The sequence below is a fragment of the Streptomyces sp. 1114.5 genome (assembly GCF_003635085.1).
Classification (GTDB): domain Bacteria; phylum Actinomycetota; class Actinomycetes; order Streptomycetales; family Streptomycetaceae; genus Kitasatospora.
This window is the reverse complement of record NZ_RBXE01000002.1, coordinates 486,022-511,188: the sequence shown is the minus strand read 5'-3', so window position 1 is coordinate 511,188 and position 25,167 is coordinate 486,022. Positions and strand designations below refer to the sequence as shown.

The 25,167-nt window shown below is 72.4% G+C and carries 23 protein-coding genes; 10 read left to right on the top strand and 13 right to left on the bottom strand.

What is annotated here, in order from left to right; translation table 11 throughout:
• Nucleotides 1-70 precede the first annotated feature (70 nt).
• The 3 genes from BX285_RS25740 to BX285_RS25730 form a co-directional block, all read right to left on the bottom strand.
• Nucleotides 71-742 (bottom strand): response regulator transcription factor, encoded by a 672-nt coding sequence (locus BX285_RS25740; RefSeq protein ID WP_121178328.1) that lies wholly within the window; start codon nucleotides 740-742, stop codon nucleotides 71-73.
• On the bottom strand, nucleotides 735-1,832 hold the full coding sequence (locus BX285_RS25735) for a GAF domain-containing sensor histidine kinase (protein ID WP_257033025.1): 1,098 nt from the start codon (nucleotides 1,830-1,832) through the stop codon (nucleotides 735-737). Before BX285_RS25735 ends, BX285_RS25740 begins: the two co-directional genes overlap by 8 nt.
• A 349-nt stretch (nucleotides 1,833-2,181) precedes the next feature.
• Complete coding sequence (locus BX285_RS25730; RefSeq protein ID WP_121178324.1) at nucleotides 2,182-4,779, bottom strand: FHA domain-containing protein; 2,598 nt, start codon at nucleotides 4,777-4,779, stop codon at nucleotides 2,182-2,184.
• A gap of 224 nt (nucleotides 4,780-5,003) precedes the next feature.
• On the opposite strand from BX285_RS25730, the gene serB reads away from it, so the two are divergent.
• Nucleotides 5,004-6,260: a phosphoserine phosphatase SerB gene (gene serB, locus BX285_RS25725; protein ID WP_097235727.1), complete on the top strand. Its 1,257-nt coding sequence runs from the start codon at nucleotides 5,004-5,006 to the stop codon at nucleotides 6,258-6,260.
• Between the two features lie 88 nt (nucleotides 6,261-6,348).
• Here the strand turns inward: serB and BX285_RS25720 are convergent, their stop codons facing one another.
• The 3 genes from BX285_RS25720 to BX285_RS25715 form a co-directional block, all read right to left on the bottom strand.
• Nucleotides 6,349-6,876 (bottom strand): histidine phosphatase family protein, encoded by a 528-nt coding sequence (locus BX285_RS25720; RefSeq protein ID WP_097239918.1) that lies wholly within the window; start codon nucleotides 6,874-6,876, stop codon nucleotides 6,349-6,351.
• Between the two features lie 144 nt (nucleotides 6,877-7,020).
• Entirely contained in the window at nucleotides 7,021-7,143 is a 123-nt protein-coding gene (locus BX285_RS38645; protein ID WP_097235728.1) for an SGM_5486 family transporter-associated protein, read from the bottom strand.
• A gap of 107 nt (nucleotides 7,144-7,250) precedes the next feature.
• Nucleotides 7,251-8,555 carry a CynX/NimT family MFS transporter gene (locus tag BX285_RS25715; protein WP_373560469.1) on the bottom strand — a complete coding sequence of 435 codons (1,305 nt, stop codon included), beginning with the start codon at nucleotides 8,553-8,555 and terminating at the stop codon, nucleotides 7,251-7,253.
• Between the two features lie 115 nt (nucleotides 8,556-8,670).
• Between BX285_RS25715 and BX285_RS25710 the strand changes: the two genes are divergently transcribed.
• Nucleotides 8,671-9,435 (top strand): FadR/GntR family transcriptional regulator, encoded by a 765-nt coding sequence (locus BX285_RS25710; protein WP_121178322.1) that lies wholly within the window; start codon nucleotides 8,671-8,673, stop codon nucleotides 9,433-9,435.
• A gap of 124 nt (nucleotides 9,436-9,559) precedes the next feature.
• Here the strand turns inward: BX285_RS25710 and fabI are convergent, their stop codons facing one another.
• Both fabI and fabG read right to left on the bottom strand, forming a co-directional pair.
• Complete coding sequence (gene fabI, locus BX285_RS25705) at nucleotides 9,560-10,327, bottom strand: enoyl-ACP reductase FabI (RefSeq protein WP_097235731.1); 768 nt, start codon at nucleotides 10,325-10,327, stop codon at nucleotides 9,560-9,562.
• A 2-nt stretch (nucleotides 10,328-10,329) separates the two neighbouring features.
• Complete coding sequence (gene fabG / locus BX285_RS25700) at nucleotides 10,330-11,049, bottom strand: 3-oxoacyl-[acyl-carrier-protein] reductase (RefSeq protein WP_097235732.1); 720 nt, start codon at nucleotides 11,047-11,049, stop codon at nucleotides 10,330-10,332.
• Nucleotides 11,050-11,368: 319 nt separating this feature from the next.
• Here fabG and BX285_RS25695 point away from each other — a divergent pair, with 319 nt between their 5' ends.
• The 6 genes from BX285_RS25695 to BX285_RS25670 all read left to right on the top strand — a co-directional run bounded on the left by BX285_RS25695 (nucleotide 11,369) and on the right by BX285_RS25670 (nucleotide 17,339).
• Nucleotides 11,369-12,514 carry an MBL fold metallo-hydrolase gene (locus BX285_RS25695; RefSeq protein ID WP_121178320.1) on the top strand — a complete coding sequence of 382 codons (1,146 nt, stop codon included), beginning with the start codon at nucleotides 11,369-11,371 and terminating at the stop codon, nucleotides 12,512-12,514.
• Nucleotides 12,515-12,718: 204 nt separating this feature from the next.
• Nucleotides 12,719-14,281, top strand: a complete 1,563-nt coding sequence (locus BX285_RS25690) for a TldD/PmbA family protein (protein ID WP_259470788.1) — start codon at nucleotides 12,719-12,721, stop codon at nucleotides 14,279-14,281.
• Complete coding sequence (locus tag BX285_RS25685; protein WP_121178316.1) at nucleotides 14,281-15,678, top strand: metallopeptidase TldD-related protein; 1,398 nt, start codon at nucleotides 14,281-14,283, stop codon at nucleotides 15,676-15,678. The genes BX285_RS25690 and BX285_RS25685 overlap by 1 nt, the downstream gene beginning before the upstream one ends.
• Before the next feature lie 32 nt (nucleotides 15,679-15,710).
• Complete coding sequence (locus BX285_RS25680; protein ID WP_097239919.1) at nucleotides 15,711-16,259, top strand: RNA 2'-phosphotransferase; 549 nt, start codon at nucleotides 15,711-15,713, stop codon at nucleotides 16,257-16,259.
• A gap of 163 nt (nucleotides 16,260-16,422) precedes the next feature.
• Nucleotides 16,423-16,806, top strand: a complete 384-nt coding sequence (locus tag BX285_RS25675) for a DUF3099 domain-containing protein (RefSeq protein WP_097235736.1) — start codon at nucleotides 16,423-16,425, stop codon at nucleotides 16,804-16,806.
• A 302-nt stretch (nucleotides 16,807-17,108) separates the two neighbouring features.
• Nucleotides 17,109-17,339, top strand: coding sequence for a hypothetical protein (locus tag BX285_RS25670; RefSeq protein WP_097235737.1), 231 nt, complete (start codon nucleotides 17,109-17,111; stop codon nucleotides 17,337-17,339).
• Between the two features lie 69 nt (nucleotides 17,340-17,408).
• Here BX285_RS25670 and moaA read toward each other — a convergent pair whose 3' ends face one another.
• The 4 genes from moaA to BX285_RS25650 all read right to left on the bottom strand — a co-directional run bounded on the left by moaA (nucleotide 17,409) and on the right by BX285_RS25650 (nucleotide 21,744).
• A complete protein-coding gene (gene moaA, locus BX285_RS25665) occupies nucleotides 17,409-18,395 on the bottom strand; it encodes a GTP 3',8-cyclase MoaA (RefSeq protein WP_097235738.1) in 987 nt (328 codons plus the stop codon).
• A gap of 75 nt (nucleotides 18,396-18,470) precedes the next feature.
• The gene (locus BX285_RS25660; RefSeq protein ID WP_097235739.1) at nucleotides 18,471-20,090 is read right to left on the bottom strand and encodes a cation acetate symporter; all 1,620 of its coding nucleotides are present in this window, start codon (nucleotides 20,088-20,090) and stop codon (nucleotides 18,471-18,473) included.
• Complete coding sequence (locus BX285_RS25655; protein ID WP_097235740.1) at nucleotides 20,087-20,443, bottom strand: DUF485 domain-containing protein; 357 nt, start codon at nucleotides 20,441-20,443, stop codon at nucleotides 20,087-20,089. The genes BX285_RS25660 and BX285_RS25655 overlap by 4 nt, the downstream gene beginning before the upstream one ends.
• A 257-nt stretch (nucleotides 20,444-20,700) precedes the next feature.
• On the bottom strand, nucleotides 20,701-21,744 hold the full coding sequence (locus BX285_RS25650; RefSeq protein WP_121178314.1) for a zinc-dependent alcohol dehydrogenase family protein: 1,044 nt from the start codon (nucleotides 21,742-21,744) through the stop codon (nucleotides 20,701-20,703).
• Nucleotides 21,745-21,871: 127 nt separating this feature from the next.
• Here BX285_RS25650 and BX285_RS25645 point away from each other — a divergent pair, with 127 nt between their 5' ends.
• Together BX285_RS25645 and BX285_RS25640 are read left to right on the top strand one after the other, a co-directional pair.
• A complete protein-coding gene (locus BX285_RS25645; protein WP_121178312.1) occupies nucleotides 21,872-22,867 on the top strand; it encodes a DEDDh family exonuclease in 996 nt (331 codons plus the stop codon).
• A 31-nt stretch (nucleotides 22,868-22,898) separates the two neighbouring features.
• Nucleotides 22,899-23,699, top strand: coding sequence for an SURF1 family protein (locus BX285_RS25640; protein WP_121178310.1), 801 nt, complete (start codon nucleotides 22,899-22,901; stop codon nucleotides 23,697-23,699).
• A gap of 221 nt (nucleotides 23,700-23,920) precedes the next feature.
• On the opposite strand, the gene BX285_RS25635 is transcribed toward BX285_RS25640, so the two are convergent.
• The gene (locus tag BX285_RS25635) at nucleotides 23,921-25,162 is read right to left on the bottom strand and encodes an IS4 family transposase (protein WP_121174976.1); all 1,242 of its coding nucleotides are present in this window, start codon (nucleotides 25,160-25,162) and stop codon (nucleotides 23,921-23,923) included.
• Nucleotides 25,163-25,167 lie beyond the last annotated feature (5 nt).

The window sequence follows — 25,167 nt, the reverse complement described above, 5'->3', positions numbered from 1 at the left end:
ACGCCCCCTCTCCTGCGGTGTCATCTACTGTGACGTCAGGGCCACCCTTGCACACGGCACTGACAGTCCGTCAGGCCAGCGGCCCCGCCCCCTCCCGGGCCTCGCCGTTGCGCACGGCCCAGAGCGCGGCCTGGGTGCGGTCGGCGAGGTCCAGCTTCATCAGGATGTTGGAGACGTGCGTCTTGACCGTCTTCTCCGACAGGTGCAGGCTGCGCGCGATCTCCCGGTTGGAGCGCCCGTCGGCGATGTGGCCGAGCACCTCGCGCTCGCGCTCGGTGAGGGTGCCGCCGCGGCCCTGCGGCGCGCGCGGGCCGTCCTCGGAGAGCAGGGCCTCGGCCAGCTCCGGCTGGAGCAGCACGTGGCCGGCGTGCACCGAGCGGATCGCACCGGCCAGCGCCTCCGGGTCCACGTCCTTGTAGACGTACCCGGCGGCGCCGGCCCGCAGCGCGGGGACCATCGTGCGGTGCTCGGTGAAGCTGGTGACGATCAGGATGCGGGCCCGGCTGCCCTCCCCCTTGAGCGCGCGCAGTGCCTCGATCCCGTCGACACCGGGCATCTTGAGGTCCATCAGGACGACGTCGGGGTCCAGTTCGCGGGCCCGCTCGACGCCCTCCGCCCCGTCGGCGGCCTCCCCGACCACCTCGATGTCGTCCTGGACCTCCAGGAAGGTGCGCAGTCCGCGCCGGACCACCTGGTGGTCGTCGACCAGCAGGACGCGGATCGACGGTGTGCTCTCAGGCACCGGGGACCTCCATCTCGACGAGCGTCCCCCGGCCGGGGGCCGACTCCAGGGTGAGCGTGCCGCCGACGGCGGCCGCGCGGTCGCGCATCGAGGCCAGGCCGAGGTGGCGGCCGGCCCGGCGCACGGATTCGGGGTCGAAGCCGCGCCCGTCGTCGCGCACCTGCAGCACGGCGCCGCGCGCGGGCGTCCCGGCCAGGGTGACGGTGACCCGGCCGGCGCCGGAGTGGCGCAGCGCGTTGTGCAGCGCCTCCTGGGCGACCCGCAGCAGCGCGGCCTCCTGGGCGGGCGGGAGGGCGCGCACGCCGTCGGCGGCGAAGGCGACGTCGGCGGTGTGCGCCCGGTCGAGGACCTGCACCTGGGAGGCGAGGGTGGCGCTCAGCCCGTCCTCCTCCAGTGCGGCTGGGCGCAGTTCCACCACGACGGCGCGCAGTTCGTCGGCGGCCTCGGCGGCCAGCCGGGCGACCTCGGCGAGTTCGGCCCGGGCCCGGGCCGGGTCGCGGTCGACGAGCTTGGCAGCGGCCTTGGCGGTCAGCCGCAGCGAGAAGAGCTTCTGCGAGACGGCGTCGTGCAGGTCGTGGGCGATCCGGGCGCGCTCGCCGGCCAGGGTGAGCTCGCGGCTGCGCTCGTACAGCCGGGCGTTGGACAGGGCGAGGGCGGCGTGCGCGGCGAGGATCCGCAGCAGTTCCTCGTCGTGGTCGGTGAACAGGCCGCCGCCGCGCTTGTTGGCGAGGAAGATGACGCCCATCACCTGCGGTTCGTCCTCGGCCGCGTCGGTGTCCAGGATCGGCATGCCGAGGAAGGCGTCCATGTCGGGGTGGGCGGAGGGCCAGCCCTCGAAGGCGGGCGCCTTGCGGACGTCGGCGAGGCGGGTGGGCCCGGTCTCGTGCAGCATCGCGGCGAGCACGCCGTGCTGGCGGGGCAGCGGGCCGATCGCCCGCCACTGCTCGTCGGTGACGCCGTCGACCACGAACTGGGCGAAGCCGCCGTGGTCGTCGGGCACGCCCAGGGCCGCGTACTCGGCGCCGAGCAGGTCCCGGGCGGAGGCGGTGATGCGGCGCAGCACCTCCCGGACCTCCAGGTGCCGGCTCATGGCGAGAAGTGCCTGGCTGACGGCCTCGATCCCGGACAGGCAGGGTTCGCAGGCGGGCAGCGGGCCGTGCTGGGCCCGGTGGTCTCCTATGGTGCTGGGCATACCGCCAAACTACCGCCGCGACCAGGACGGTCGCGTCCGCCTGCGGCCGCGCACGCAGCAGGTCCGGGGACCTAGGGCCGCGGGGCCCTCCCGCCCCGAGCCGAAGGGGCGCGCCGGTGCCGAAAGGGAGAAGCGAGGGAGCGCCGACCGTCGGTGCCGGGTCCGAGCGCCCCGGAGGCGAGCGGGCGAGCAACAGAGGGCGGCCTCCCCGACGCGGGAAGGCCGCCCTCTTGCTCGGGTCCGGGCGTCAGCCCTTCTGCATGACCTCCGGCTCGTGCCGGCGCTGGAGCCGGGTCACGATGACGCCGATCACGACCGAGATCACGATCAGCACGCCGGCGTCGATCGACCACTGGGCGACGGAGCTAGTCCACAGCGGGTCGTACTTGGGGTTCTGGAAGTCCTTGTTCCAGGGGCCCATCAGCTTCGACAGGTCGAGCGTGGTGGAGACGATGCCGGTGCCCCAGCGGGCCGGCATCAGCCAGGCGACCTGCTCCAGGCCGGGCTTGCTGAAGATCTGGAAGAGGCAGCCGGTGAAGACGACCTGGACGATGGCGAACATGACCAGCAGGGGCATGGTCTTCTCGGCGGTCTTCACCAGCGCGGAGATCATCAGGCCGAACATCATCGCGGCGAAGCTCAGCAGGATCATGCCGATGGTCATCTCGATGATCGGCAGGTTCTTGACGATCAGGCCGTGCGCGGGGAGCTTGCGCGGCAGGAAGCCGACGGCGGAGATGATGGCGCCCTGGATCACGCTGAAGATGCCCAGCACGATGATCTTGGACATCATGTACGCCGAGCGGGACAGGCCGGTGGCCCGCTCCCGTTCGTAGATCGCCCGCTCCTTGATCAACTCTCGGACCGAGTTGGCCGCGCCGGAGAAGCAGGCCCCGATCGCCAGGATCAGCATGATCGTCGCGGCCCCGCTGTTGAGCCCGAGCTGCGACTTCGGGTTGGGCGCGAGCCCCGGCGCGTTGGGGATCAGCACGCTGACCGCGCCGATGACCGCGGGCAGCAGTACCGACAGCGCGAGGAAGCCCCGGTCCGAGGCGAGCACGGACATGTAGCGCCGCATCAGCGTCCACAGCTGCGAGCCCCAGCTCTGCGGCTTGGGCGGGCGGATGGCCTCCTGGGCCACCTGGACGTGCTGCACCTCGCCCGCCTCCACGGTGGGGGCGGAGTACTGCTGGTAGTGCACCGAGCCGCGGTAGCGGCCGGCCCAGTCGTGGTCCGGGTAGTTCTCGAAGGCCTGGAAGACGTCCGCCCAGGTCTCGTACCCGAAGAAGTGCAGCGCCTCGTCCGGCGGGCCGAAGTAGGCCACCGAACCGCCCGGCGCCATCACCAACAGCCGGTCGCAGAGCGCCAGTTCGGCCACCGAGTGGGTGACGACCAGGATCGTGCGGCCGTCGTCGGCCAGGCCGCGCAGCATCTGCATGACCTCGCGGTCCATGCCCGGGTCGAGGCCCGAGGTGGGCTCGTCCAGGAAGATCAGCGAGGGCTTGGTGAGCAGCTCCAGGGCGACCGAGACGCGCTTCTGCTGGCCGCCGGAGAGCGCGGTGATCTTGTTGTCGGCGCGCTTGTCCAGGCGCAGCTCGTACAGCACCTCGTCGATGCGGGCCTCGCGCTCGCGCGCCTCGGTGTCGCCGGGGAAGCGCAGCTGGGCCGCGTACTTGAGGCCCTTCCGGACGGTGAGCTCACGGTGCAGGATCTCCGACTGCGGCACCAGGCCGATGCGGGAGCGGAGTTCGGCGAACTGCTTGTAGAGGTTGCGCCCGTCGTACAGCACCTCGCCGCGGTCGGCGGGGCGGTAGCCGGTGAGGGCGCGCAGCAGGGTCGACTTGCCGGAGCCGGACGGGCCGATGACGGCGACCAGGGACTTCTCCGGGACGCCGAAGCTGACGTCGTTGAGCAGGATCTTCTTGCCGCCCTTGTGCTCGACCTCGACGGTCAGGTGGCGGGCGGAGAAGGAGACCGCGCCGGTGTCGACGAACTCCTGCAGCTGGTCGCCGACCAGCACGAAGCTGGAGTGGCCGACGGTCAGCCGGTCCTGCGGGCCCATCAGCTGACGCTGCACCCGCTGGCCGTTGAGGAAGATGCCGTTGTGGCTGCCGAGGTCGACGATCTCGTAGCGGCCGTCCGGGAGCTGGCGCAGCTCGGCGTGGTGGCGGGAGACCTGGAGGTCGGACACCACGATGTCGTTGTCGAGCGCGCGACCGATCCGGACGGTGTTCATGCCCGCGGTCAGGTTGCGGATCATGGTCGGCTGCGGGCCGGCGCCGTGCTGCTGCGGGGGCTGGAGGCCCTGCTGCTGCGGGAAGCCCTGCCCCGGCGGGAAGCCCTGCTGCTGCGGGAAGCCGCCCTGCTGGGGCTGCGGTGCGTACTGCTGCTGCGGGAACGGCTGCTGGGCCTGCGGCTGACCCGCCCAGCCCTGCTGCTGCGGCTGCTGGTACGGGTCCTGCTGCGGCCAACCCGGCTGCTGCGGCTGCGGCACCGGACCGCGGCTGGTGGCGGCCTCGTGGATCGGGGTGGCCTGCGGGGCGGCGGCGTGCGCGGGCGCGGAGAAGCCGAGCCGGGGGCCGTTCTCCGGGTTGCCCAGGTTGACCACGGCGCCGGGGAACAGCTGCGCCTGCATGGTGCGGGCGCCGGCCACGTACGTGCCGTTGGTGCTGCCGTGGTCGTCCAGCTGCCAACCGCTGCCGTTGAAGCTGATGGTCCCGTGGTGCCAGGAGACCCTGGCGTCGTCGAACGGGAAGTCCGACTGCGGGTTGCGCCCGATGGTGTAGGACCGCCCGGGCTCCAGAGTCCGCTGCTGTCCGTTGATCTCGATGACGAGTTGCGGCACTGCTCGCCTGCCCCGCTCTCTCGGTTCCCCCGAATTGTGGCCCCCGGCCGGGAGGGCGATGTTCCTGTGACTGACGGGGGGAATCATTCCAGCCCGCCGACCGTCGGTGAAAGTCACCCCGGGTGACTGTGACCAGGCTGCTACCGGAGCCCCGGCCCGTGGCGTCCCGCGAGGTGGGACAGGTGCTCTCGGCCCGCCGGGCGACGGGTAGCGTGGGAGGCACCATGAACGCATCGCCCCTGGCCGCTGAGCCCCTCCCCGCCGCCCAGCACCGGACCGCGGACGAGCGCACCCTGCTCGTCAAGGTGTTCGGCAAGGACCGCCCCGGCATCACCGCCGGCCTCTTCGCGACACTGGCAGGCTTCGGCGTCGACGTCATCGACATCGAGCAGGTCTTGACCCGTGGCCGCATCACGCTGTGTGCCCTGGTCACCCCGCCCACCGCCCCCGGCGCCGAGGGTGGGCTGCGGGCCACCGTCCACCGCTGGGCCGAGGAGCAGAAGCTCCAGGCCGAGATCCTCTCCGGCATCGGCGACAACCGGCCGCGCCGCGAGGGCCGTTCGCACGTCACGGTGCTCGGCAACCCGCTGACCGCCGCCGCCGTCTCCGCCCTGACCTCCCGGATCACCGCGGCGGGCGGCAACATCGACCGTGTCTTCCGCCTCGCCAAGTACCCGGTGACGGCCGTCGAACTGTTCGTCTCCGGCGTGGCCACCGAGGAACTGCGGGCCGAGCTGGCCCAGGAGGCGGCCACCCAGCGGGTGGACGTCGCCGTGGTGGCAGCCGGGCTGGAGCGCCGGGCCAAGCGCCTGGTGGTCATGGACGTCGACTCCACCCTCATCCAGGACGAGGTGATCGAGCTGTTCGCCGCCCACGCGGGCTGCGAGGAGCAGGTCGCCGAGGTGACGGCGGCGGCGATGCGGGGCGAGCTGGACTTCGCCGAGTCGCTGCACGCCCGGGTGGCGCTGCTGGCCGGGCTGGACGCCTCGGTGACGGAGAAGGTCCGCGCGGAGGTCCGCTTCACGCCGGGCGCCCGCACCCTGATCCGTACGCTGCAGCGCCTGGGCTTCCAGGTCGCGGTGGTGTCCGGCGGGTTCACCCAGGTCACCGACCACCTGGTGGCGGAGCTGGGGCTGGACTTCGCGGCCGCCAACACCCTGGAGGTGGTGGACGGCAAGTTCACCGGCCGGGTGCTCGGCGAGATCGTGGACCGGGCCGGCAAGGCCCGCTGGCTGGCCCGCTTCGCCGAGCAGGCGAAGGTGCCGCTGGAGCAGACGGTGGCGATCGGCGACGGCGCCAACGACCTGGACATGCTGAACGCGGCCGGGCTCGGGGTGGCCTTCAACGCCAAGCCGGTGGTGCGCGAGGCCGCCGACACCGCGGTGAACGTGCCGTTCCTGGACACCGTGCTCTACCTGCTGGGCATCACCCGTGAGGAGGTCGAGGCGGCCGACGCGCTGCACGGCACCCCCACCGAGTGACGGACCCTCCCCGGCCCTGAGGAGGGCCCACGGACGCAGCTGAGGGGCGTGCGGATCGATCCGCACGCCCCTCAGCTGGTTCAGGCCGTCAGTCCTGCGGCGTGTAGTACGAGACCAGCTCGGCGACACCCGGCTCGACGCCCTTCCACGACCCGTCGAAGCTGAGCACCGCGATCGCCGCCGTCGGGAAGCCGCCGAGGCGCAGCCGCTCCAGCGCGTCCCGGTCGCCCGCGTCCCCGGCCAGCACCTGGGTCAGCCCCAGCACCCCGGGGTTGTGGCCGACCAGCACCAGGTCCGAGTACTCCTCCGGGGTCTCCTGGAGGACGGTGATGATCTCGCCGGGGCTGGCCTCGTAGATCCGGTCCTCGTAGACGGTCTTGCGGGCCCGCTTGGGCAGCTCGTGCGCCGCCAGCTTCCACGTCTCGCGGGTGCGCAGGGCGGTGGAGCAGAGCACGTAGTCGGGGTTGATGCCGGAGTCGACCAGCCAGCGGCCGGCGTCCGGGGCCTGGTGGCGGCCCCGGTCGGCCAGCGGCCGCTCATGGTCGTCCACGCCGTTCGGCCAGTCGGCCTTGGCATGGCGGAGAACGATGATCCTGCGGGGCGTGTCGGCGCTCATACCCAGCAAGCTTGGCAGAAAAGCGGCCCGGGGGCGCGATGCTCCCGGATGCCGCCACTCGCAGGGGTGGCGGGTGCCGTCACACCCCGTTCACCGGGGTGTCGGACGGCGGACAGCCGGCGGCGGACGGCAGCCGGTAGGCCGTCAGCCCAGCGAGGTGGCGACGGAGGCGATGACCGCCACCAGCACCACGATGGCGGCGAAGGCCAGGGCGATACGGCCGAGCTGCTTGCGGCCGTCGGTCGGGTTCGGGTCGAGAACGGGCATGTCGGGAATTCTCCCATCCCCGACACGCCCGCCCCGCGGTGGCCCCGCCTTCTTGGTCGGGCCTTGACCGGCGTCGGGCCTCGACCGGCTTCAGCCCTCGACCGGCCTCAGCCCTTGACCGCCGCCGGGCGGACCGCCTCGTCCTCGATGTGCCGGGCCAGCGCGGCCCGCAGGCCGAACAACATCTGCGGGACCAGCAGCAGCGCGAGGAAGCCCAGCGGCCAGTACCACTCGCCGGTGACCTGGTAGATCCGGCCGATCAGGATCGGACCGGGGATGGAGATCAGGTAGCCGACGCCCTGGGCGAAGGCCGACAGCTGCGCCACCCCGCCCGCCGTGCGGGCGCGCAGTCCGATCATCGTCAGCACCAGCGGGAAGGCGCAGTTGGACAGGCCCACCAGGGCCGCCCAGACCCACGGCGCACCGGCCGGGGCCAGCGCCAGCCCGACGTACCCGGCGATCCCGCAGGAGGCCAGCACCACCACGAACAGCCGCTGGTCGCCGCGGCGGGCGGCCAGGTTGGGCAGCACGAAGGAGACCGGCACGCCGATCACCATGGTCACCGCGAGCAGCAACCCGGAGGTGCCCTTGTCGATGCCGGCGTCCTGGAAGATCTTCGGCAGCCAGCCCATCACCACGTACGCGCCGGTCGCCTGCAGGCCGAAGAAGCAGGCCAGCGCCCAGGCCGTACGGCTGCGGGCAATCGGCAGCTTCGCCGGGGTCGCGGCCCCGCCCGCCCGCTCGCCGCGCTCGCGCCTGGCGATCAGCACCGGCAGCCAGAGGGCAAGCGCGAGCGCGCCGAGCGCGGCCCAGATGCCCAGGCCGTAGCGCCAGTCGCCGCCGAGGGAGCTGGTCAGCGGCACGGTGACGGCGGCGGCCAGCGCGGTGCCGGCGGACAGCGCCATCGAGTAGAGGCCGATCATCGGCCCGACCTTCTCCGGGAAGTACCGCTTGATCACCACCGGGATCAGCACGTTGGAGACGGCCACGCCGGCCAGCGCGAGCGCGGTCAGCAGCAGGAAGACCGCGGTGCCGCCGGCGAAGGAGCGGGCCAGCACGCCGGCGGTGATCGCGCCCATGCCGGCGGTGATCACCGCGATCGGGCCGATCCGCCGGGCCATGGTGGGCGCGGCGAAGCCGAACAGGCCGAAGCAGAGCGAGGGTACGGCGGTGAGCAGCCCGGCGAGGGTGGGGTTCATCCCGAGGTCGGCGCGGACCTGGTCGAGCAGCGGTCCGAGGCTGGTGACCACGGGACGCAGGTTGAAGGCGGCGGCGGCGATCGCGACGGCGAACAGCCAGACCGAGTACCTGGCGGAGGGGGTGGAAGGGGCGGGTCCGGCGGGCCGCTCGGTCTGCGGCCGGGCGTCGTTCCGCCGGGGAACGGTGGTGTCTGCTGCGGGCATACGGGCCATCATAGAATGATGGGATGAATTGATGCACCTCGGAATTGGCATGATGTGCCGACCGTTCATCCACCGGCCACCTCCCACCCAGGCCCCACCCGAGCCGTAGCCGCAAGGAGTCCCCGTGGCGCTGTCCTCGCCGAGGCGCACCCCGCTGTCCGACCAGGTGATCGCGCAGCTGCGTGCCCAGATCACGTCCGGGGAGTGGCCGGTCGGCTCCCGCATCCCCACCGAGGCCGCCCTGGTCGAGCAGCTGGGCGTCGCCCGCAACACCGTCCGCGAGGCCGTCCGCGCCCTCGCGCACAACGGCCTGCTCGACATCCGGCAGGGCTCCGGCACGTACGTCCTGGCCACCAGCGAGCTCGCCGGAGTGATGCACCGCCGCTTCGCCGACGCCGACCAGGCGCAGGTCGCCGAGCTGCGGGCGGCGCTGGAGACCTCCGCGGCGGGCCTTGCCGCCCAGCGCCGCACCGAACGCGACCTGGAGCTGCTGGACGGCGCCCTGGCCCGCCGGGAGGCCGCCTGGCGCTCCGGCGAGGCCGAGGACTTCATCCAGGCCGACGCCGCCTTCCACCAGGCCGTGGTGGCCGCCGCCCACAACGACGTGCTGCTCGCCGTCTACGCCGACCTCGGCGAGGTCACCCGCGCACACCTGCGGCACGACGTCGGCCCGGAGCTGATCGCCGAGCGCTACATCGGCCACGACACCATCCTGGACGCCATCCGGGCCGGCGACGCCCAGCGCGCCTCGATCGAGGCCGGCCGCGCCATCGGCGCCTGCGGGACGGCCGAGGCGGCGGCCCAGGTAGCCCTGGCCGCCCAGGCAACCCAGGCGGCAGCCGACGCGGCGACCCAGGCAGCCCAGGCGCTCCGGACGCCCCAGGCGTAGACCCAGGCGCCCCGGGCGTAGACCCAGGCGCCCCGACCCCGTCCCCCGCCCCGAACACGACGTACGCCGCTGCCCGGCACCCCACGAGGGGTACCGGGCAGCGGCGTACGGGCGGAGCGGAGCGTCAGGCGCCGATGGCGTGCAGACCGCCGTCGACGTGGATGATCTCGCCGGTGGTCTTCGGGAACCAGTCCGACAGCAGCGCGACGATGCCGCGGCCGGCCGGCTCCGGGTCGCTCAGGTCCCACTTCAGCGGGGAGCGGTGGTTCCAGGTGTCGGCCAGGTCGCCGAAGCCCGGGATGGACTTGGCGGCCATCGAGCCGATCGGGCCGGCCGAGATCAGGTTGCAGCGGATGTCCCGCTCGCCCAGGTAGCGCGCCAGGTAGCGGTTGGTCGACTCCAGGGCGGCCTTGGCCGGGCCCATCCAGTCGTACTGCGGCCAGGCGTACTGCGCGTCGAAGGTCAGGCCGACGACCGAGCCGCCGTCCTGCATCAGCGGCAGCAGCGCCATGGTCAGCGACTTCAGCGAGAACGCCGAGACGTTCATCGCGGTGGCCACCGACTCCCACGGGGTGTTCAGGAAGTTGCCGCCCAGGGCGTCCTGCGGGGCGAAGCCGATCGAGTGGACGATGCCGTCCAGGGTCGGCAGGTGCTCGCGGACCTGGTCGGCGATGCCCGCCAGGTCCTCCTCGCTGGAGACGTCCAGCGACAGGACCTTGACCGGCTTCGGCAGCTTCTTGGCGATCCGCTCGGTCAGGCTCGGGCGCGGGAAGGCGGTGAGGATGATCTCCGCGCCCTGCTCCTGCGCGAGCTTCGCGGTGTGGAAGGCGATGGAGGACTCCATCAGCACACCGGTGATCAGGATCCGCTTGCCTTCGAGGATTCCACTCATGTTCAGTGACCCATGCCCAATCCGCCGTCGACGGGAATGACGGCTCCGGTGATGTACGCGGCCTCGTCCGACCCGAGGAACCGCACGGTGGAGGCGACCTCGGCGGGCGCCGCGTACCGGCCGAGCGGCACGTCCGCAACGATCTGCGCGCGGCGCTCATCGGTGAGCACGGCGGTCATGTCGGTGTCGACGAAGCCGGGCGCGACCACGTTGACGGTGATGTTGCGCGGGCCGAGTTCGCGCGCCAGCGACCGGGCGAAGCCCACCAGGCCGGCCTTGGAGGCGGCGTAGTTGGACTGGCCCGGCGAGCCGGACAGGCCCACCACGGAGGAGATCAGCACGACGCGGCCCTTCCGGGCGCGCATCATCAGCTTCGACGCGCGCTTGACCACCCGGAAGGTGCCGGTCAGGTTGGTGTCCACGACGGAGGTGAAGTCCTCCTCCGACATGCGCAGCAGCAGGGTGTCGTTGGTGATGCCCGCATTGGCGACCAGCACCTCGACCGCGCCGTGCTTCTGCTCGATCTCGGTGAAGGCGGCGTCGACCTGCGCGGCGTCCGTGATGTCACAGCGGACGGCGAGGACGTCGTACTTCGCCAGGGCCTCGGGCACCTCGCCCGAGCGGCTGGTGATGGCCACCTTGTCGCCCGCCTCGGCGAAGGCCTGGGCGATCGCGAGGCCGATGCCCCGGTTTCCTCCGGTGACGAGAACCGAGCGGCTCAACGATCCACCTCTCTCCGTGTGTGAGCGCGTACGTCGGAATGCGTACGCAGTGTGACGCTATCGGGCGGTCGGCGGTGGCGGCGCATCGGTCTCCCACAGCGCCGCACCTAAGGAACTGTCGCAATCCGACAATCCGCGCCCGCCGCCGCGCCGGGGCCCGGGACAGCGCCGCAGGCCCGGGCAGTGACCCGATCGGGGCGACTGTACGGGAACAACACGGGCGGGTGCGCCCGTTGCCCCCCGTGGGTAGGGGCCGGCCCGGGACCTGCCGTACCGTTCACCCGACCCGTCCCGGCGAACGACGAAGGCAGAGCAGCGGATGACCAAGGCACGGCCCGGGGGCACCCCCCGACGCGGACGACTGCTGGCCCTCGCCTCCCTGGCGGCCGGCCTGGGCACGGCCGCCTGGGCACTGCGCGACCTGCCGGCGGCGTTCGGGCGGCGGCCGGACGGCGAGCGCGAGGAGCGGGTGCGCAACTCCCCGCAGTACCGCGACGGCGTCTTCCACAACGCGCCCTCCACGCTCGCCCGCAGCGCCGGGGCGCCCGGCTTCGACGGCGCCACCGCGCGCCGGATGCTCTTCGAGCGTGAGGGCCGCGTCCCGGCCCACCCGGTGCCGACCGTCCGCCCGGCCACCCCGCCGGGGCCGCCCGCCGAGGGCGTGGAGATCACCTGGTACGGCCACGCCTCCGCGCTGGTGGAGATCGAGGGCTTCCGGGTGCTGCTCGACCCGATCTGGAGCGAGCGCTGCTCCCCGTCCGCGCACATCGGCCCCAAGCGGCTGCACCCGGTGCCGGTCGAGCTGGAGGAGCTGCCGCCGGTCGACGCCGTACTGATCTCGCACGACCACTACGACCACCTGGACATGGCGACGGTCAAGCGCCTGGTGCGCAGCCAGTCCGCGCCCTTCGCGGTGCCGCTCGGCATCGGCGCCCACCTGCGCCGCTGGGGCGTCCCGGAGCACCGGATCATCGAGCTGGACTGGGACGAGACCTGCAACCTGGGCGAGCTGGTGCTCACCCTGACCTCCGCGCACCACTTCTCCGGCCGCGGCCTGACCCGCAACACCACCCTGTGGGGCTCCTGGGTGATCGCCGGCCCGAACCGCAGGGTCTTCTACACCGGCGACTCCGGCTACTTCGAGGGCTACGCCCGGATCGGCGAGCAGCACGGCCCGTTCGACGCCGCGCTGGTCCAGATCGGCGCCTACGACGAGGCCTGGGCGGACATCCACATGACCCCGGAGGACGCCGTCCTCGCGCACCGGGACCTCACCGCCGGCCTGCTGGTGCCCGTCCACTGGTGCACCTTCAACCTCGGCCTGCACCGCTGGGCCGAGCCGATCGAGCGGCTGGTGACGGAGGCCAAGGAGCACGCCGTCCCGCTGGCCGTGCCGCGCCCCGGCGAGCGGGTGGACGTCGACAACCCGCCGGAGCTCGACAGCTGGTGGGAGTCCGTCGGCTGACGCCCCCTCCCGAAGGCCGGCCGGCGCGCCGCCCGGCCGTGAGCCAGTGCCCCGGCGCGCCCGCGCCGACCGGGCGCCGGGCCTGGCCGAAACCGCAGCGCACCGGTCGAAATGCGCTGGCCGGAAAGCCGGTGGACGGGAAATGATGCGGTGTGGCTGCCCCTGTGGCACCACACCGTCACCCTCCGCGACCTGGGAGCCCGATTGCCTCCGATCCTTCCGGCCGACCGCGCCGGCGCCGCGCCCGGGCGCGCCGTCGACCCGCTGTTCCTCGCCCTGCCGCTGCACGCCCTCGCCGACGCCGCCCTCACCCGGGCCCGCGAACTCGGCGCGAGCCACGCCGACTTCCGCCTGGAGCGGATCCGCAGCGCCTCCTGGCGGCTGCGCGACGCCCGCCCGGCCGGCACCTCCGACAGCGTGCAACTCGGCTTCGCCGTGCGGGTGCTGCTGGACGGCGCCTGGGGCTTCGCCGCCGGTGTCGACCTCGACCCCGGCACGGCGGCCCGGGTCGCCGAGCAGGCCGTCGCGGTGGCCCGGCTCTCCGGCGGGATCAGCCGGGCGGCCGGCTCCGCCGAGCGGGTCGAGCTGGCCGAGGAGCCGGTCCACCGGGACGTCACCTGGGTCTCCTCGTACGAGGTCAACCCGTTCGAGGTGCCGGACGCCGAGAAGACGGCGCTGCTCGCCGAGCGCAGCGCCCGACTGCTGGCCGCCGAGGGCGTCTCGCACGTCCAGGCGGCGCTGCAGACGGTCCAGGAGAACAAGTTCTACGCGGACACCGCAGGCACGGTGACGACCCAGCAGCGGATCCGGCTGGAGTCCAAGCTGGAGGCCACCTCGGTCGACGAGCGCACCGGTGCCTTCGACTCGATGCGCACCCTGGCCCCGCCGGTCGGCCGCGGCTACGAGTACCTGACCGGTACCGAGTGGGACTGGGACGCGGAGCTCGCCGAACTGCCCGTCCTGCTGGCCGAGAAGATGAAGGCGCCGAGCGTCCGGGCCGGCCGCTACGACCTGGTGATCGACCCGTCCAACCTCTGGCTGACCATCCACGAGTCGATCGGCCACGCCACCGAGCTGGACCGCGCGCTCGGCTACGAGGCCGCCTACGCCGGCACCTCCTTCGCCACCTTCGACCGGCTCGGCTCCCTCAGGTACGGCTCGGAGCTGATGCACGTCACCGGCGACCGCACCGCCGAGCACGGCCTGTCCACCATCGGATACGACGACGAGGGCGTCGCCACCCAGTCCTGGGACCTGATCCGCGACGGCGTCCTGGTCGGCTACCAACTCGACCGCGGCATGGCCAAGTTGAAGGGCTTCGAGCGCTCCAACGGCTGCGCCTTCGCGGACTCCCCCGCGCACGTCCCGGTGCAGCGGATGGCCAACGTCTCGCTGCAGCCCGCCGCCGACGGCCCGGACACCGAGGGCCTGTTCGCCGGAGTGGAGAACGGCCTGTACATCGTCGGCGACCGCTCCTGGTCGATCGACATGCAGCGCTACAACTTCCAGTTCACCGGCCAGCGGGCCTACGCCATCAAGAACGGCGAACTCGCGGGCCAGGTCAAGGACTTCGCCTACCAGGCCACCACCACCGACTTCTGGGGCTCGATGGCGGCGGTCGGCGGCCCGCAGACGTACGTGCTCGGCGGCGCCTTCAACTGCGGCAAGGCGCAGCCCGGCCAGATCGCGGCGGTCAGCCACGGCTGTCCGTCGGCGCTGTTCCGCAACGTCAACGTGCTCAACACCCAGCAGGAGGCGGGTCACTGATGGCCGCGATGCAGCCCCACGAACTCGTCGAGCTGGCGCTCGGCCTCTCCCGCGCCGACGGCTGCGTGGTGATCGCCGACGAGGAGTCCACCGCCAACCTGCGCTGGGCGGCCAACGCCCTGACCACCAACGGCGTCACCCGCGGCCGCCGGCTGACCGTGATCGCCACCGTGGCCGGCGCCGATGGCACCGCCTCCGGCGTGGTCTCCCGCGAAGCCGTCACACCGGAGGAGGTGGAGTCCCTGGTGCGGGCCGCCGAGGAGGCCGCCCGCGCGGCCGGCCCGGCCGAGGACGCCCAGCCCCTGGTCGCCGACCGGCCGCCGTCCCCGGACTTCACCCGACCGCCCGCGCAGACCTCGATCGAGGTGTTCGAGGCCTTCGGTCCGGCCCTCGGCGAGGCCTTCGCCCGCGCCGCCGCGCAGGGCGAGCTGCTGTACGGCTTCGCCCGGCACGAGCTCGTCACCAGCTACCTGGGCAGCTCCACCGGCCTGCGGCTGCGCCACGACCAGCCGACCGGCATGGTCGAGATCAACGCCAAGACCGCCGACCTGTCCGGTTCTGCCTGGGTCGGCGCCGCCACCCGGGACTTCACCGACATCGACCTCCCGGCCCTGCACACCGAGCTGACCAAGCGCCTCGGCTGGGGCGCCCGCAAGGTGGAGCTGCCGGCCGGCCGCTACGAGACGCTGCTGCCGCCCTCGGCCGTCGCCGACCTGCTGATCTGCCTCAACTGGGCCTCCGGCGGCCGGGACGCCCACGAGGGCCGGACGGTCTTCTCCAAGCCCGGCGGCGGCACCCGGGTCGGCGACAAGCTCAGCGGCCTGCCGCTGACGCTGCGCTCCGACCCGTACGAGCCCGACCTGCAGGCCCCGCCGTTCGTCCTGGCGCACTCCAGCGGCGGGGACGTCTCGGTCTTCGACAACGGCGAGCCGGTCGCCGCCACCGAGTGGATCCGCGAGGGCGTGCTGCACGAGCTGATCACCAGCCGCCACGCGGCCGGCCTCACCGGCCTCCCGGTGCGCCCGGCCATCGACAACCTGGTGCTGGAGACGGCCGAGCAGGAGTCGGCGCCGACGCTGGACGAGATGATCGCCCGCACCGAACGCGGCCTGCTGCTCACCTGCCTCTGGTACATCCGCGAGGTGGACCCGGCGACGCTGCTGCTCACCGGCCTCACCCGGGACGGCGTCTACCTGGTGGAGAACGGCGAGGTCGTCGGCGCGGTCAACAACTTCCGGTTCAACGAGTCCCCGGTCGACCTGCTCGGCCGGATCACCGAGGCGGGCCGCACCGAACGCTGCCTGCCCCGCGAGTGGAACGACTACTTCACCCGCACCGCGATGCCACCCGTGCGTGTCGCGGACTTCAACATGAGTTCGGTCAGCCAGGCCTCTTAGCCGCTGACCCACGGGGGGATACGAGAGACATGATGGACGAGAAACGGCTGGTCAAGACGAGCAAGATGCTCTCGCGCATCCTGCGGCACGACCCGGACCGGGTGGGCGTCACGTTGGACGAGGCCGGCTGGGTCCGGATCGACGCGCTGCTCACCGCGCTCGCGGCGAAGGGCAACCGGCTGACCAAGGCCGAGCTGGACCACGTCGTGGCCACCAACAACAAGCGCCGCTTCGGCTACTCGCCGGACGGTCTCTCGATCCGTGCGAACCAGGGCCACACGGTGGCGGTCGACCTCGGTCTGGCCGCCGCCGTGCCGCCCCACGTGCTCTACCACGGCACCGCCGACCGGCACCTGGCGGCGATCTTCCGCGAGGGCCTGCGCCCGATGGCCCGCCAGGACGTCCACCTCTCGGCGGACACCGAGACGGCCACCAGGGTCGGCGCCCGGCACGGCCGCCCGGTGGTGCTGACCGTCAACGCGGCCGCGATGACGGCGGCCGGCCACGAGTTCCGGCTCAGCGAGAACGGCGTCTGGCTCACCGACGCCGTGCCCCCGCAGTACCTCTCCCGGCGCTCCTGACGCCGACCTCCCCGAAGGGCCTGTCCACTCCGCCGGACAGGCCCTTCGCGCACCCGACCGGGTGCGTCCGCCCCACCCGGTCTCGTCGCCGCGACCACCCCGGCGTACCGTGAGGAGGCCGCGCGGCACGGCGCGCGGGGGTGTGACGAGGGCGGTAGGACACATGGGCAAGAGCGCCGGCGACGGCCAGGTCTTCCGGATCACGGGAGCGCGCAGCAGCCTCAGCGAGGACGTCCGGGGGCGCCAGCGCCGCTACGTCATCTCGATGCTGCTCCGTACGGTCTGCGTGCTGCTCGCGGTGGTGCTGTGGGACGTCCAGCGGTGGCTGGCGTTCGGGGCGCTGGCGGGCGCCGTGCTGCTGCCGTACTTCGCGGTGCTGATCGCCAACGCGGGCCGGGAGCGGGCACCGGGCCTGCCGAGCACCTTCGACATCCCGCTGGACACCCCGCTGATGCTGGGCCCCGGCGGTAAGGGTGGGGCTGGTGCGGCAGGCGGTACAGGAGAGGCAAAGGCCGCTGCCACCGATCCTTCACAGGACGTGAACTGACCGTCCTTTTCACCCCGCTTCACCCCCGTACGGCTCCGGGAAAGCTCAAAAGAAGCTCAGATTAATCATGCAAGACCTCCCCAACCGAGGGTCCTGGCGTGACATACTGCGTACGCGCTCCGCATCCCCCGTCGGAGCGACGGACCGACGCCGGGCGGCTCCCCCCGTGGCTGCCCGGCGTCGCCATGCCCGGACCCGGAGACCTCGGCCGGACGCCTCCGGCGCAGGCTTCGAGCGGGCCCTTCGAACGCGCGTGACAGACTGGCGGTGCCGACCTTCCCGCCTACCGTTGAGGACGCCCGATGGACACCCCGCAGCCGCCGATCTGCTCCGCCAAGGGCTGCCGCGCGGACGCCGGCTGGGTACTGGTGTGGAACAACCCCAAGTTGCACACCCCGGACCGCCGCAAGACCTGGCTCGCCTGCGACGAGCACCGCGAGCACCTGTCCCAGTTCCTCGGCGTGCGCGGCTTCCTCAAGGAGGTCGTCGCCTTCGCCGACTGGACCCCGGAAGCCCCCGGGGCGTCGGCCTAGCCCCCGAAGGCCCGTCCCAGTCGGGCCCGTCCCAGTCGCCGAAGGGCCGCCCCGCCGCCGAAGGCCGTCCTAGCCGCCGATCGCCGACATCGGCCGCTCGGGCTGCAGGAACTCCGGGTCGTCGATCCCGGCCCCGGCCTTCTTGCCCCACATCGCCGCCCGCCACAGCGCGGCCAGCTCGGCGTCGTCCGCGCCCGAGCGCAGCGCGCTGCGCAGGTCGGTCTCCCCGGTGGCGAACAGGCAGTTGCGCACCTGGCCGTCGGCGGTCAGCCGGGTCCGGTCGCAGGCCCGGCAGAACGGCCGGGTGACGGAGGCGATCACGCCCACCCGGCCCGGTCCGCCGTCCACCAGCCAGCGCTCGGCGGGCGCCGCGCCCCGGGCGGCCGGCTCCGGGGTGAGCGTGAAGCGGGCGCGGAGCAGGTCGAGGATCTCCGTCGCGGTGACCATCGAGGAGCGGTCCCAGCCGTGCTGGGCGTCCAGAGGCATCTGCTCGATGAAGCGCAGCTCGTAGCCCCGCTCCAGGCACCAGGCCAGCAGGTCGGCCGCCTCGTGGTCGTTGACCCCGCGCATCAGCACCGCGTTCAGCTTCACCGGCGCCAGCCCGGCGGCCTCGGCTGCGGCCAGCCCGTCCAGCACGTCCTGGTGCCGGTGGCGGCGGGTGAGGGTGTGGAACACCTCGGGGTCGAGGGTGTCCAGCGAGACGTTGACCCGGTCGAGCCCGGCCTCGCGCAGCGCCGTGGCGGTGCGGGCCAGTCCGATGCCGTTGGTGGTCAGCGAGAGTTCGGGGCGCGGCTCCAGCTCCGAGCAGGCGGCCACCACGGCGACCAGCCCGGGGCGCAGCAGCGGTTCGCCGCCGGTGAAGCGGACCTCGCGGACGCCCAGGTCGCGCACGGCGACCGTGACCAGCCGGACGATCTCCTCGTCGGTGAGCAGGTCGGGCTTGGCCAGCCACTGCAGGCCCTCCTCCGGCATGCAGTAGGTGCAGCGCAGGTTGCACCTGTCCGTGAGGGAGACCCGCAGGTCGACGGCCTGGCGTCCGAAGGTGTCGAGCAGCACGTGCGTCCTTCCCGAGATGCGGCCGGCCCGGCCACCGTCACGGCGGGCCGGGCCAGCATAGTCATCGCGGGACGATCAATGAGCACCCAGTCCGGTCAGCGAGCGGACCTCCAGTTCAGCGTACTTCTCCGGGTCGGGGCGTTCGGCGGACAGCAGGGTGCCGAGCCAGCCGGCCAGGAACCCGATCGGGATGGAGACCAGGCCGGGGTTCTCCAGCGGGAACCAGTGGAAGTCGACGCCCTGGAAGAAGGAGTTCTTGGCCCCGGACAGCACCGGGGAGAACACCACCAGCACCACCGAGGAGATCAGCCCGGCGTAGACGGAGCTGACCGCGCCGACGGTGGTGAAGCGCTTCCAGAACAGCGAGTAGAGCAGGGTGGGCAGGTTCGCCGAGGCGGCCACCGCGAAGGCCAGCGCCACCAGGGCCGCGGTGCTGAGCTTGCCCGCGTAGAGGCTGAGCACGATGGCGACCGCGCCGATCGCCACCGCGGCCCACTTCGCCGAGCGCACCTCCTCCTTCTCGCTCGCCTTCCCGCGCCGGATCACGTTGGCGTACAGGTCATGGGCGAAGGAGGCCGAGGAGGCGAGGGTGAGCCCGGCCACCACGGCGAGGATGGTGGCGAAGGCGACCGCCGAGATCACCGCGAGCATGATCGCCCCGCCGGTGCTGCCGGCCCCGCCGCCGAGTTGCTCCGCGAGGAGCGGCGCCGCGGTGTTCCCGGACGGCGTCTTGCCCTCGACGGCGACCATGCCGCTGCGGCCGACCAGCGCCGCCGCGCCGAAGCCGAGCGCCAGGGTCATCAGGTAGAAGACGCCGATGATGCCGATCGCCCAGAGCACGGACTTCCGGGCCGTCTTGGCGGTGGGGACGGTGTAGAAGCGGACCAGGATGTGCGGCAGGCCGGCGGTGCCGAGCACCAGGGCGATCCCGAGGCTGATGAAGTCGAGCTTGGAGGTGCCGGTGGCCCCGTACTTCAGCCCTGGTTCGAGGAAGGCCGAGCCCTTGCCGCTCGCGGAGGCGGCCGCGCCGAGCAGTTCCGAGGGGTTGAAGTGGTACTTGGCGAGCACCAGGACGGTCATCAGCGCGGCGCCGGCGATCAGCAGCACCGCCTTGACGATCTGCACCCAGGTGGTGCCCTTCATGCCCCCTATCACCACGTAGATGATCATCAGCGCGCCCACCGCGAGGATCGTCCAGCGCTTGGCGGCGTCCCCGGTGACGCCCAGCAACAGGGCCACCAGCGCCCCGGCGCCGACCATCTGGGCGAGCAGGTAGAAGATCGACACCACGATGGTGGAGATGCCCGCCGCGGTGCGCACGGGGCGCTGGCGCATCCGGAACGCGAGGACGTCCGCCATGGTGAACCGGCCGGAGTTGCGCAGCGGCTCGGCGATCAGCAGCAGCGCGACCAGCCAGGCGACCAGGAAGCCGATCGAGTACAGGAAGCCGTCGTAGCCGTTGAGCGCGATCAGCCCGGCGATACCGAGGAAGGAGGCGGCGGACATGTAGTCGCCGGAGATGGCCAGGCCGTTCTGGAAGCCGGTGAAGCCGCGGCCCCCGGCGTAGAAGTCGGCGGCGCTGCGGTTCTGCCGCCCGGCCCAGACGGTGATGACCAGGGTGGCCACCACGAAGACGCCGAACAGGGTCATCGTCAGGGCGCGGTGCTCGGTGGCGGAGCTGGCGATCAATGTCATTCGGCAGACTCCCGGGGGGCGTGGACGACGGCGCCGTGCGCCTCGCGGATCGCGGTGGCGGCCGGGTCGATCCGCCGGTCCGCGTAGCGGGCGTACCAGGCGGCGATGGCGAAGGTGGTGGCGAACTGCAGCAGTCCGAGCACCAGCGCCAGGTTGACGTGCCCGACGACCTTGGTGCGCATCAGGCCGGGGGCGTAGCACGAGAGCAGGACGTAGAGCAGGTACCAGAGCACGAAGCCGATGGTGACCGGGAACGCGAAGCTCCGGAACGAGCGCCGAAGGGTCCGGAACTCCTCACTGTCATCGATGAGTTGGACTTCCGTAGGGGCAGTGGTGATCGGCGGCGAATCCACTCTGTCTCCTCACTCATTCGGCGTAGGTCACACGAGGGGAACGAGCGGACGTGAGGGGCGTCACATTCCTCCTGTGCGCCGCGCAATGCTAGGAGCGTCACGCCCGCCCCGGAAGGGGTTGACGGCGATCAGCCGGACGTTCACCCCCTCGTACCACCCGATTGGCCGAAAACCATCACTCCGGACGCGTCGGAAGTCCCCCGCCCCATGCAGGAGGGGCGGCACCGAGCAACGGTGCCGCCCCTCTTGACGAAGCGTCAGAACGCGATCCGGACCTTCAGGGCCGAGCGGTCGTGCATCGCCCGGTAGCCGTCCGGCACGCCGTCCAGGTCGACCGTGCGGTCGAAGACCAGGCCCGGCTCGATGGCCCCCGAGAGCACGTCCGGCAGCAGCTCGGGGATGTACGCGCGGGCCGGTGCCACGCCACCGTTCAGTGAAACGTTTCGGCCGAACATCTGGCCGATGTCCACGCCCGCGCTGCCGCCGTGCGGCACCCCGACGTACCCGACCGCGCCGCCGTCCCGGGTGATCGAGACGGCCGTCCGCATCGACTCCTCGGTGCCCACCGCCTCCAGCACCGCGTGCGCGCCCTGGCCGCCGGTCAGCTCCTTGACCGCCTCGATCGCGGCCTCCCCGCGCTCGGCCACCACGTCCGTCGCGCCGAAGCGCAGGGCCAGCTCGGTACGGGCGGTGTGCCGCCCCATCGCGATGATCCGGCCCGCGCCCAGCCGGTGCGCCGCCAGCACGCCGCACAGGCCCACCGCGCCGTCGCCGACCACCGCCACCGTCGCACCCGGCCGCACCCCCGCCGAGACCGCCGCGTGGTGCCCGGTCGACATCACGTCGGACAGCGCCAGCAGCCCGGGCAGCAGCTTCTCGTCGCCCGCCGCCTCCTTGGGCAGCTTCACCAGCGTCCCGTCCGCGAACGGCACCCGCACCGCCTCGCCCTGGCCGCCGTCCGAGCCGACCTGCCCCCAGAAGCCGCCGTGCGGGCAGGAGGTCTGCAGGCCTTCGCGACAGAAATCACACGTCCCGTCCGACCAGACGAACGGCGCCACCACCAGGTCGCCCTTGGCGAAGCCGCGCACCTCGGCGCCGACCTCCTCGACCACGCCCAGGAACTCGTGCCCGATCCGCTGCCCGGCCACCCGCTGCGCCACTCCGCGGTAGGCCCACAGGTCGCTGCCGCAGATGCAGGCGTTCACCACCCGGAGCACCACGTCCGTCGGTTGCTGGATCACCGGGTCCGGTACCTCTTCGATCCGGATGTCGTTGGGGCCGTGGATCACGGTGGCACGCATGCGCTGTTCCTTCGCTGAAAACGAACTCGACCAGGTGTACGACACCCCCTCCGACCACTCTATTCCGGGCGCCCGGTCGGAACATTCCGGCCGAGCCCCTCCCGCCCGCCCCTTATCCTGTTGGACCATGCAACCGATCCAGCCCGAGACGTACGGCGCGCAGCGGACCGCCCCGGTCCCCGCCCAGCGCTCCGCCGCCCCCACCGAGGGCTTCGCGGTGGTCGACGTCGAGACCACCGGTCTCGGCCGCTCGGACCGCGTCATCTCGGCGGGCGTCTACCAGCTGGACCCGGACGGCGAGGTCACCGACCACTGGTACACCCTGGTCAACCCCCAGCGGGACCCGGGCCCGGTCTGGATCCACGGCCTCACCGCCGAACTGCTCGCCACCGCCCCGACCTTCCCGCAGATCGCCGACGCCTTCGCCGACCGGCTGCGCGGCCGGGTCCTGGTCGCGCACAACGCGCTCTTCGACTGGAACATGATCTCCCGCGAGTTCTCCCGGGCCGGCCTGCACGCCCCGGTCGAGCAGCGGCTGTGCACCATGGTCCTCTCCCGCGACCTGCGCCTGCCGCTGCCCAACGGCAAGCTGTCCTCGCTCGCCGCGCACTTCGGCGTCCAGCAGCGCCACGCCCACAACGCCCTGGACGACGCCCGGGTGCTCGCCGAGGCCTTCCGCCCCAGCCTGCACCTCGCCCGCTCCGGCGGGGTCGCCCTGCCGCTGCAGAACTGCGTCGCCGTCACCGACCTCGGCGAGGACGAGCCCGCCGCCCCGAACCGCGCCTCCTGGACCGGCGCCGCCTACCGCCAGGCCAAGAAGCGCCCGCCCTGCCCGTACCCCAACCCGGGGCGCTGGGAGGACGGCAAGCCGCTCGTCCAGGGCATGCGGGTGGCCTTCACCGGCGACACCTCCACCGACCGCGAGCTCCTGGAGGACCGTGCCGCCGAGGCCGGCCTGCACATCGCCACCTCGGTGAGCCGCCTCACCAGCCTGCTGGTCACCAACGAACCGGACAGCTGGAGCGGCAAGGCCCGCAGGGCCCGCGAGGTCGGGACCCCCGTGGTCACCGAGGACGCGTTCCTCCAGCTGCTGCGCGAGGTCGCCCCGCACCCCGGTGCGTGAGCCGGTTGTGAGGTCGGCGTACGGTTCCCATGTGTACCGATTTCTGCTGACCCGCCAGTGGCTGATCACCATGCTGATCGCGCTGCTGCTGATCCCCGCGACGATCAGGCTGGGCTTCTGGCAGCTGCACCGCCACGAGGCGCGGGTGGCCCGGAACGAGCTGATCGGCAAGGCCCTCACCGACCCGCCCGTCCCGTACGACAGCCTGTCGCCGGCCCCGGGCTTCGCGGTCCCCAAGGACCTCACCTGGCGCGCGGTGACGGCCACCGGGCAGTACGACACGGCACACGAGTTCGTGGTCCGCAAGCGGACCGACTCCAGCGGGGACACGATCGGCTACTTCGTCGTGACCCCGCTGAAGCTCTCCGACGGCAAGGGCACCGTCCTGGTCAACCGCGGTTGGGTCGCCTCCGGCGCCACCGCCACCGAGTACCCGCCCGTCCCGGCCGCCCCCGCCGGCGAGGTCACCCTCACCGGCCGCCTGCGCGCCGAGGAGACGTACGGCGCCAGCGGCATCAAGGACCGCGCCGGCCTGCCGGACCGCCAGTTCAACCTGATCAACACCGACCAGCAGGCCAAGGAGACCGGCGCCACCCTCCTCGGCGGCTACCTCGAACTGGCCGCCACCACCCCGGCCCCGGCCGACCAGCCCCAGCTGATTCCCGAGCCCAACCACTCCGACATCGGCCCGCACATGGCCTACGCCATCCAGTGGTGGCTGTTCACCGCGATGATCCCGGTCGGCGTCTGGATCCTCGCCCGCCGCGAGGCCAAGGACCGCGCCCGGCAGGCCGGCGAACCCGAGACGGTCACCGAACCCGTGCCGGCCTGACGTCCCGTCCGGAACAGGTCCTAGAGCCAATACTGCTGATTTAGGTAGTTTTCCGGCTGGTTGAGGTGGCTCGGGTCGGCCCGACCAGTCGGACTGTTGGTGCGTCGGGTCGCGGTTGGTTGGAGTGCTCGGCGCGCTTGAGTGCCCAGTTCGACATCTTGCGTTTGATCACGCGAGGGTTGGAGCGCAACCGCCTTGGGGGCAGGAGCCGTTCGGTTATCTCACGCAGGCTCCGGACGGTAGCCCGGTTGAGTCGGGAGGGGGGAAAGCGCCGCCTGCCCGGTGACGTGGCGGCGGACGATGCGCAGGGTGCGGGTGAAGGAGATCCGGTCGGGATCGTGCCCGTCTCGCAGGGCGGCCTGGTGCATCAGGTCTCGCAGGGCGTGGTGGACCAGCAGGAACGCGAAGATCTCCTGTTCGACCCCGTGCGGGTGCTGGGAGCGCAGGACGAGCCCGGGGCCGCCCTGGTGGTTCTTGATCTCATCGAGTGTGTTCTCGATCTCCCACCGTTGGGCGTAGAGGGCGGCGAGCTCCGGGGCCGGGGCCCGGGCGGGATCCAGGATGCTGGTGATCAGTCGATAGACGGTGCCGTCGCCGCCGTGCGGGCCGAGTGTGTACTCGACGACCCGTACCCGCTCCGGATCCGCCCGCCGGTAGTGGTCCCGCGCCGTGACGATCTCCGAAAGGTAGGAGCCGTCGTCGAGCATCTCGACCACCGGCAGCACGACCACGCTCCGCACCCGCCACAGCAGATCGGCGCCGCCCGCCCTCGCCGCCCGCCACAGGTCCAGGCCGCAGAATCCGCGGTCGGCGAGCACGAGCATGCCTTCGACCAGCGCGGGGAACAGCCGCTCGGCCAGGACGGCCTCGTGGACGGACAGCGGTCCGATCTCGGCGGCGAACACGGCGTGAGTGCCGCACTCGGCCAGGGCCGCGACCCTTGCCTGCGGATACGCGCTGCGGCCCTGACCGCGACTGCTGCCCGGCCTCCCGAAGAACCCGGCGTTCGCTGTCGTGTCCGGCAGGTCGAAAACGGTGCCGTCCACCGCGACCAGCCGCCACCGCCGATACCAGGCGCCCTGTGTCTCACGGACTGCCACCGGCCGGCAGACCCGGGTGAACAGGACCCGCAACGGCTCGGGCCCGAGCCGAAGACGCGCCCGGCCGATCGCCGCCGTCGTCGGCACTCGCCAGGCCCGAGCCCACCGGCCATCGCGCTCCAGCCCCTGGACGAGCAGCCGGGCGACCTCCTCATAGCCCTGCCCGAAGAACAGGCACATCGCCAGGACGAAATAGACCACCACCCGTGCCGGCAGCAATCGATGCCGCTGTTCGACCCGACCGCACTCGGCGACCACCTCATCGATCAACTCGGGCGGATAAGCCCGCGTCAGCACCCCCAACGCGATCCGATCCGAGAGCCGGTCACTCACCGGCGACTTCACCTGTCCAGGCCTTGGCACAACCC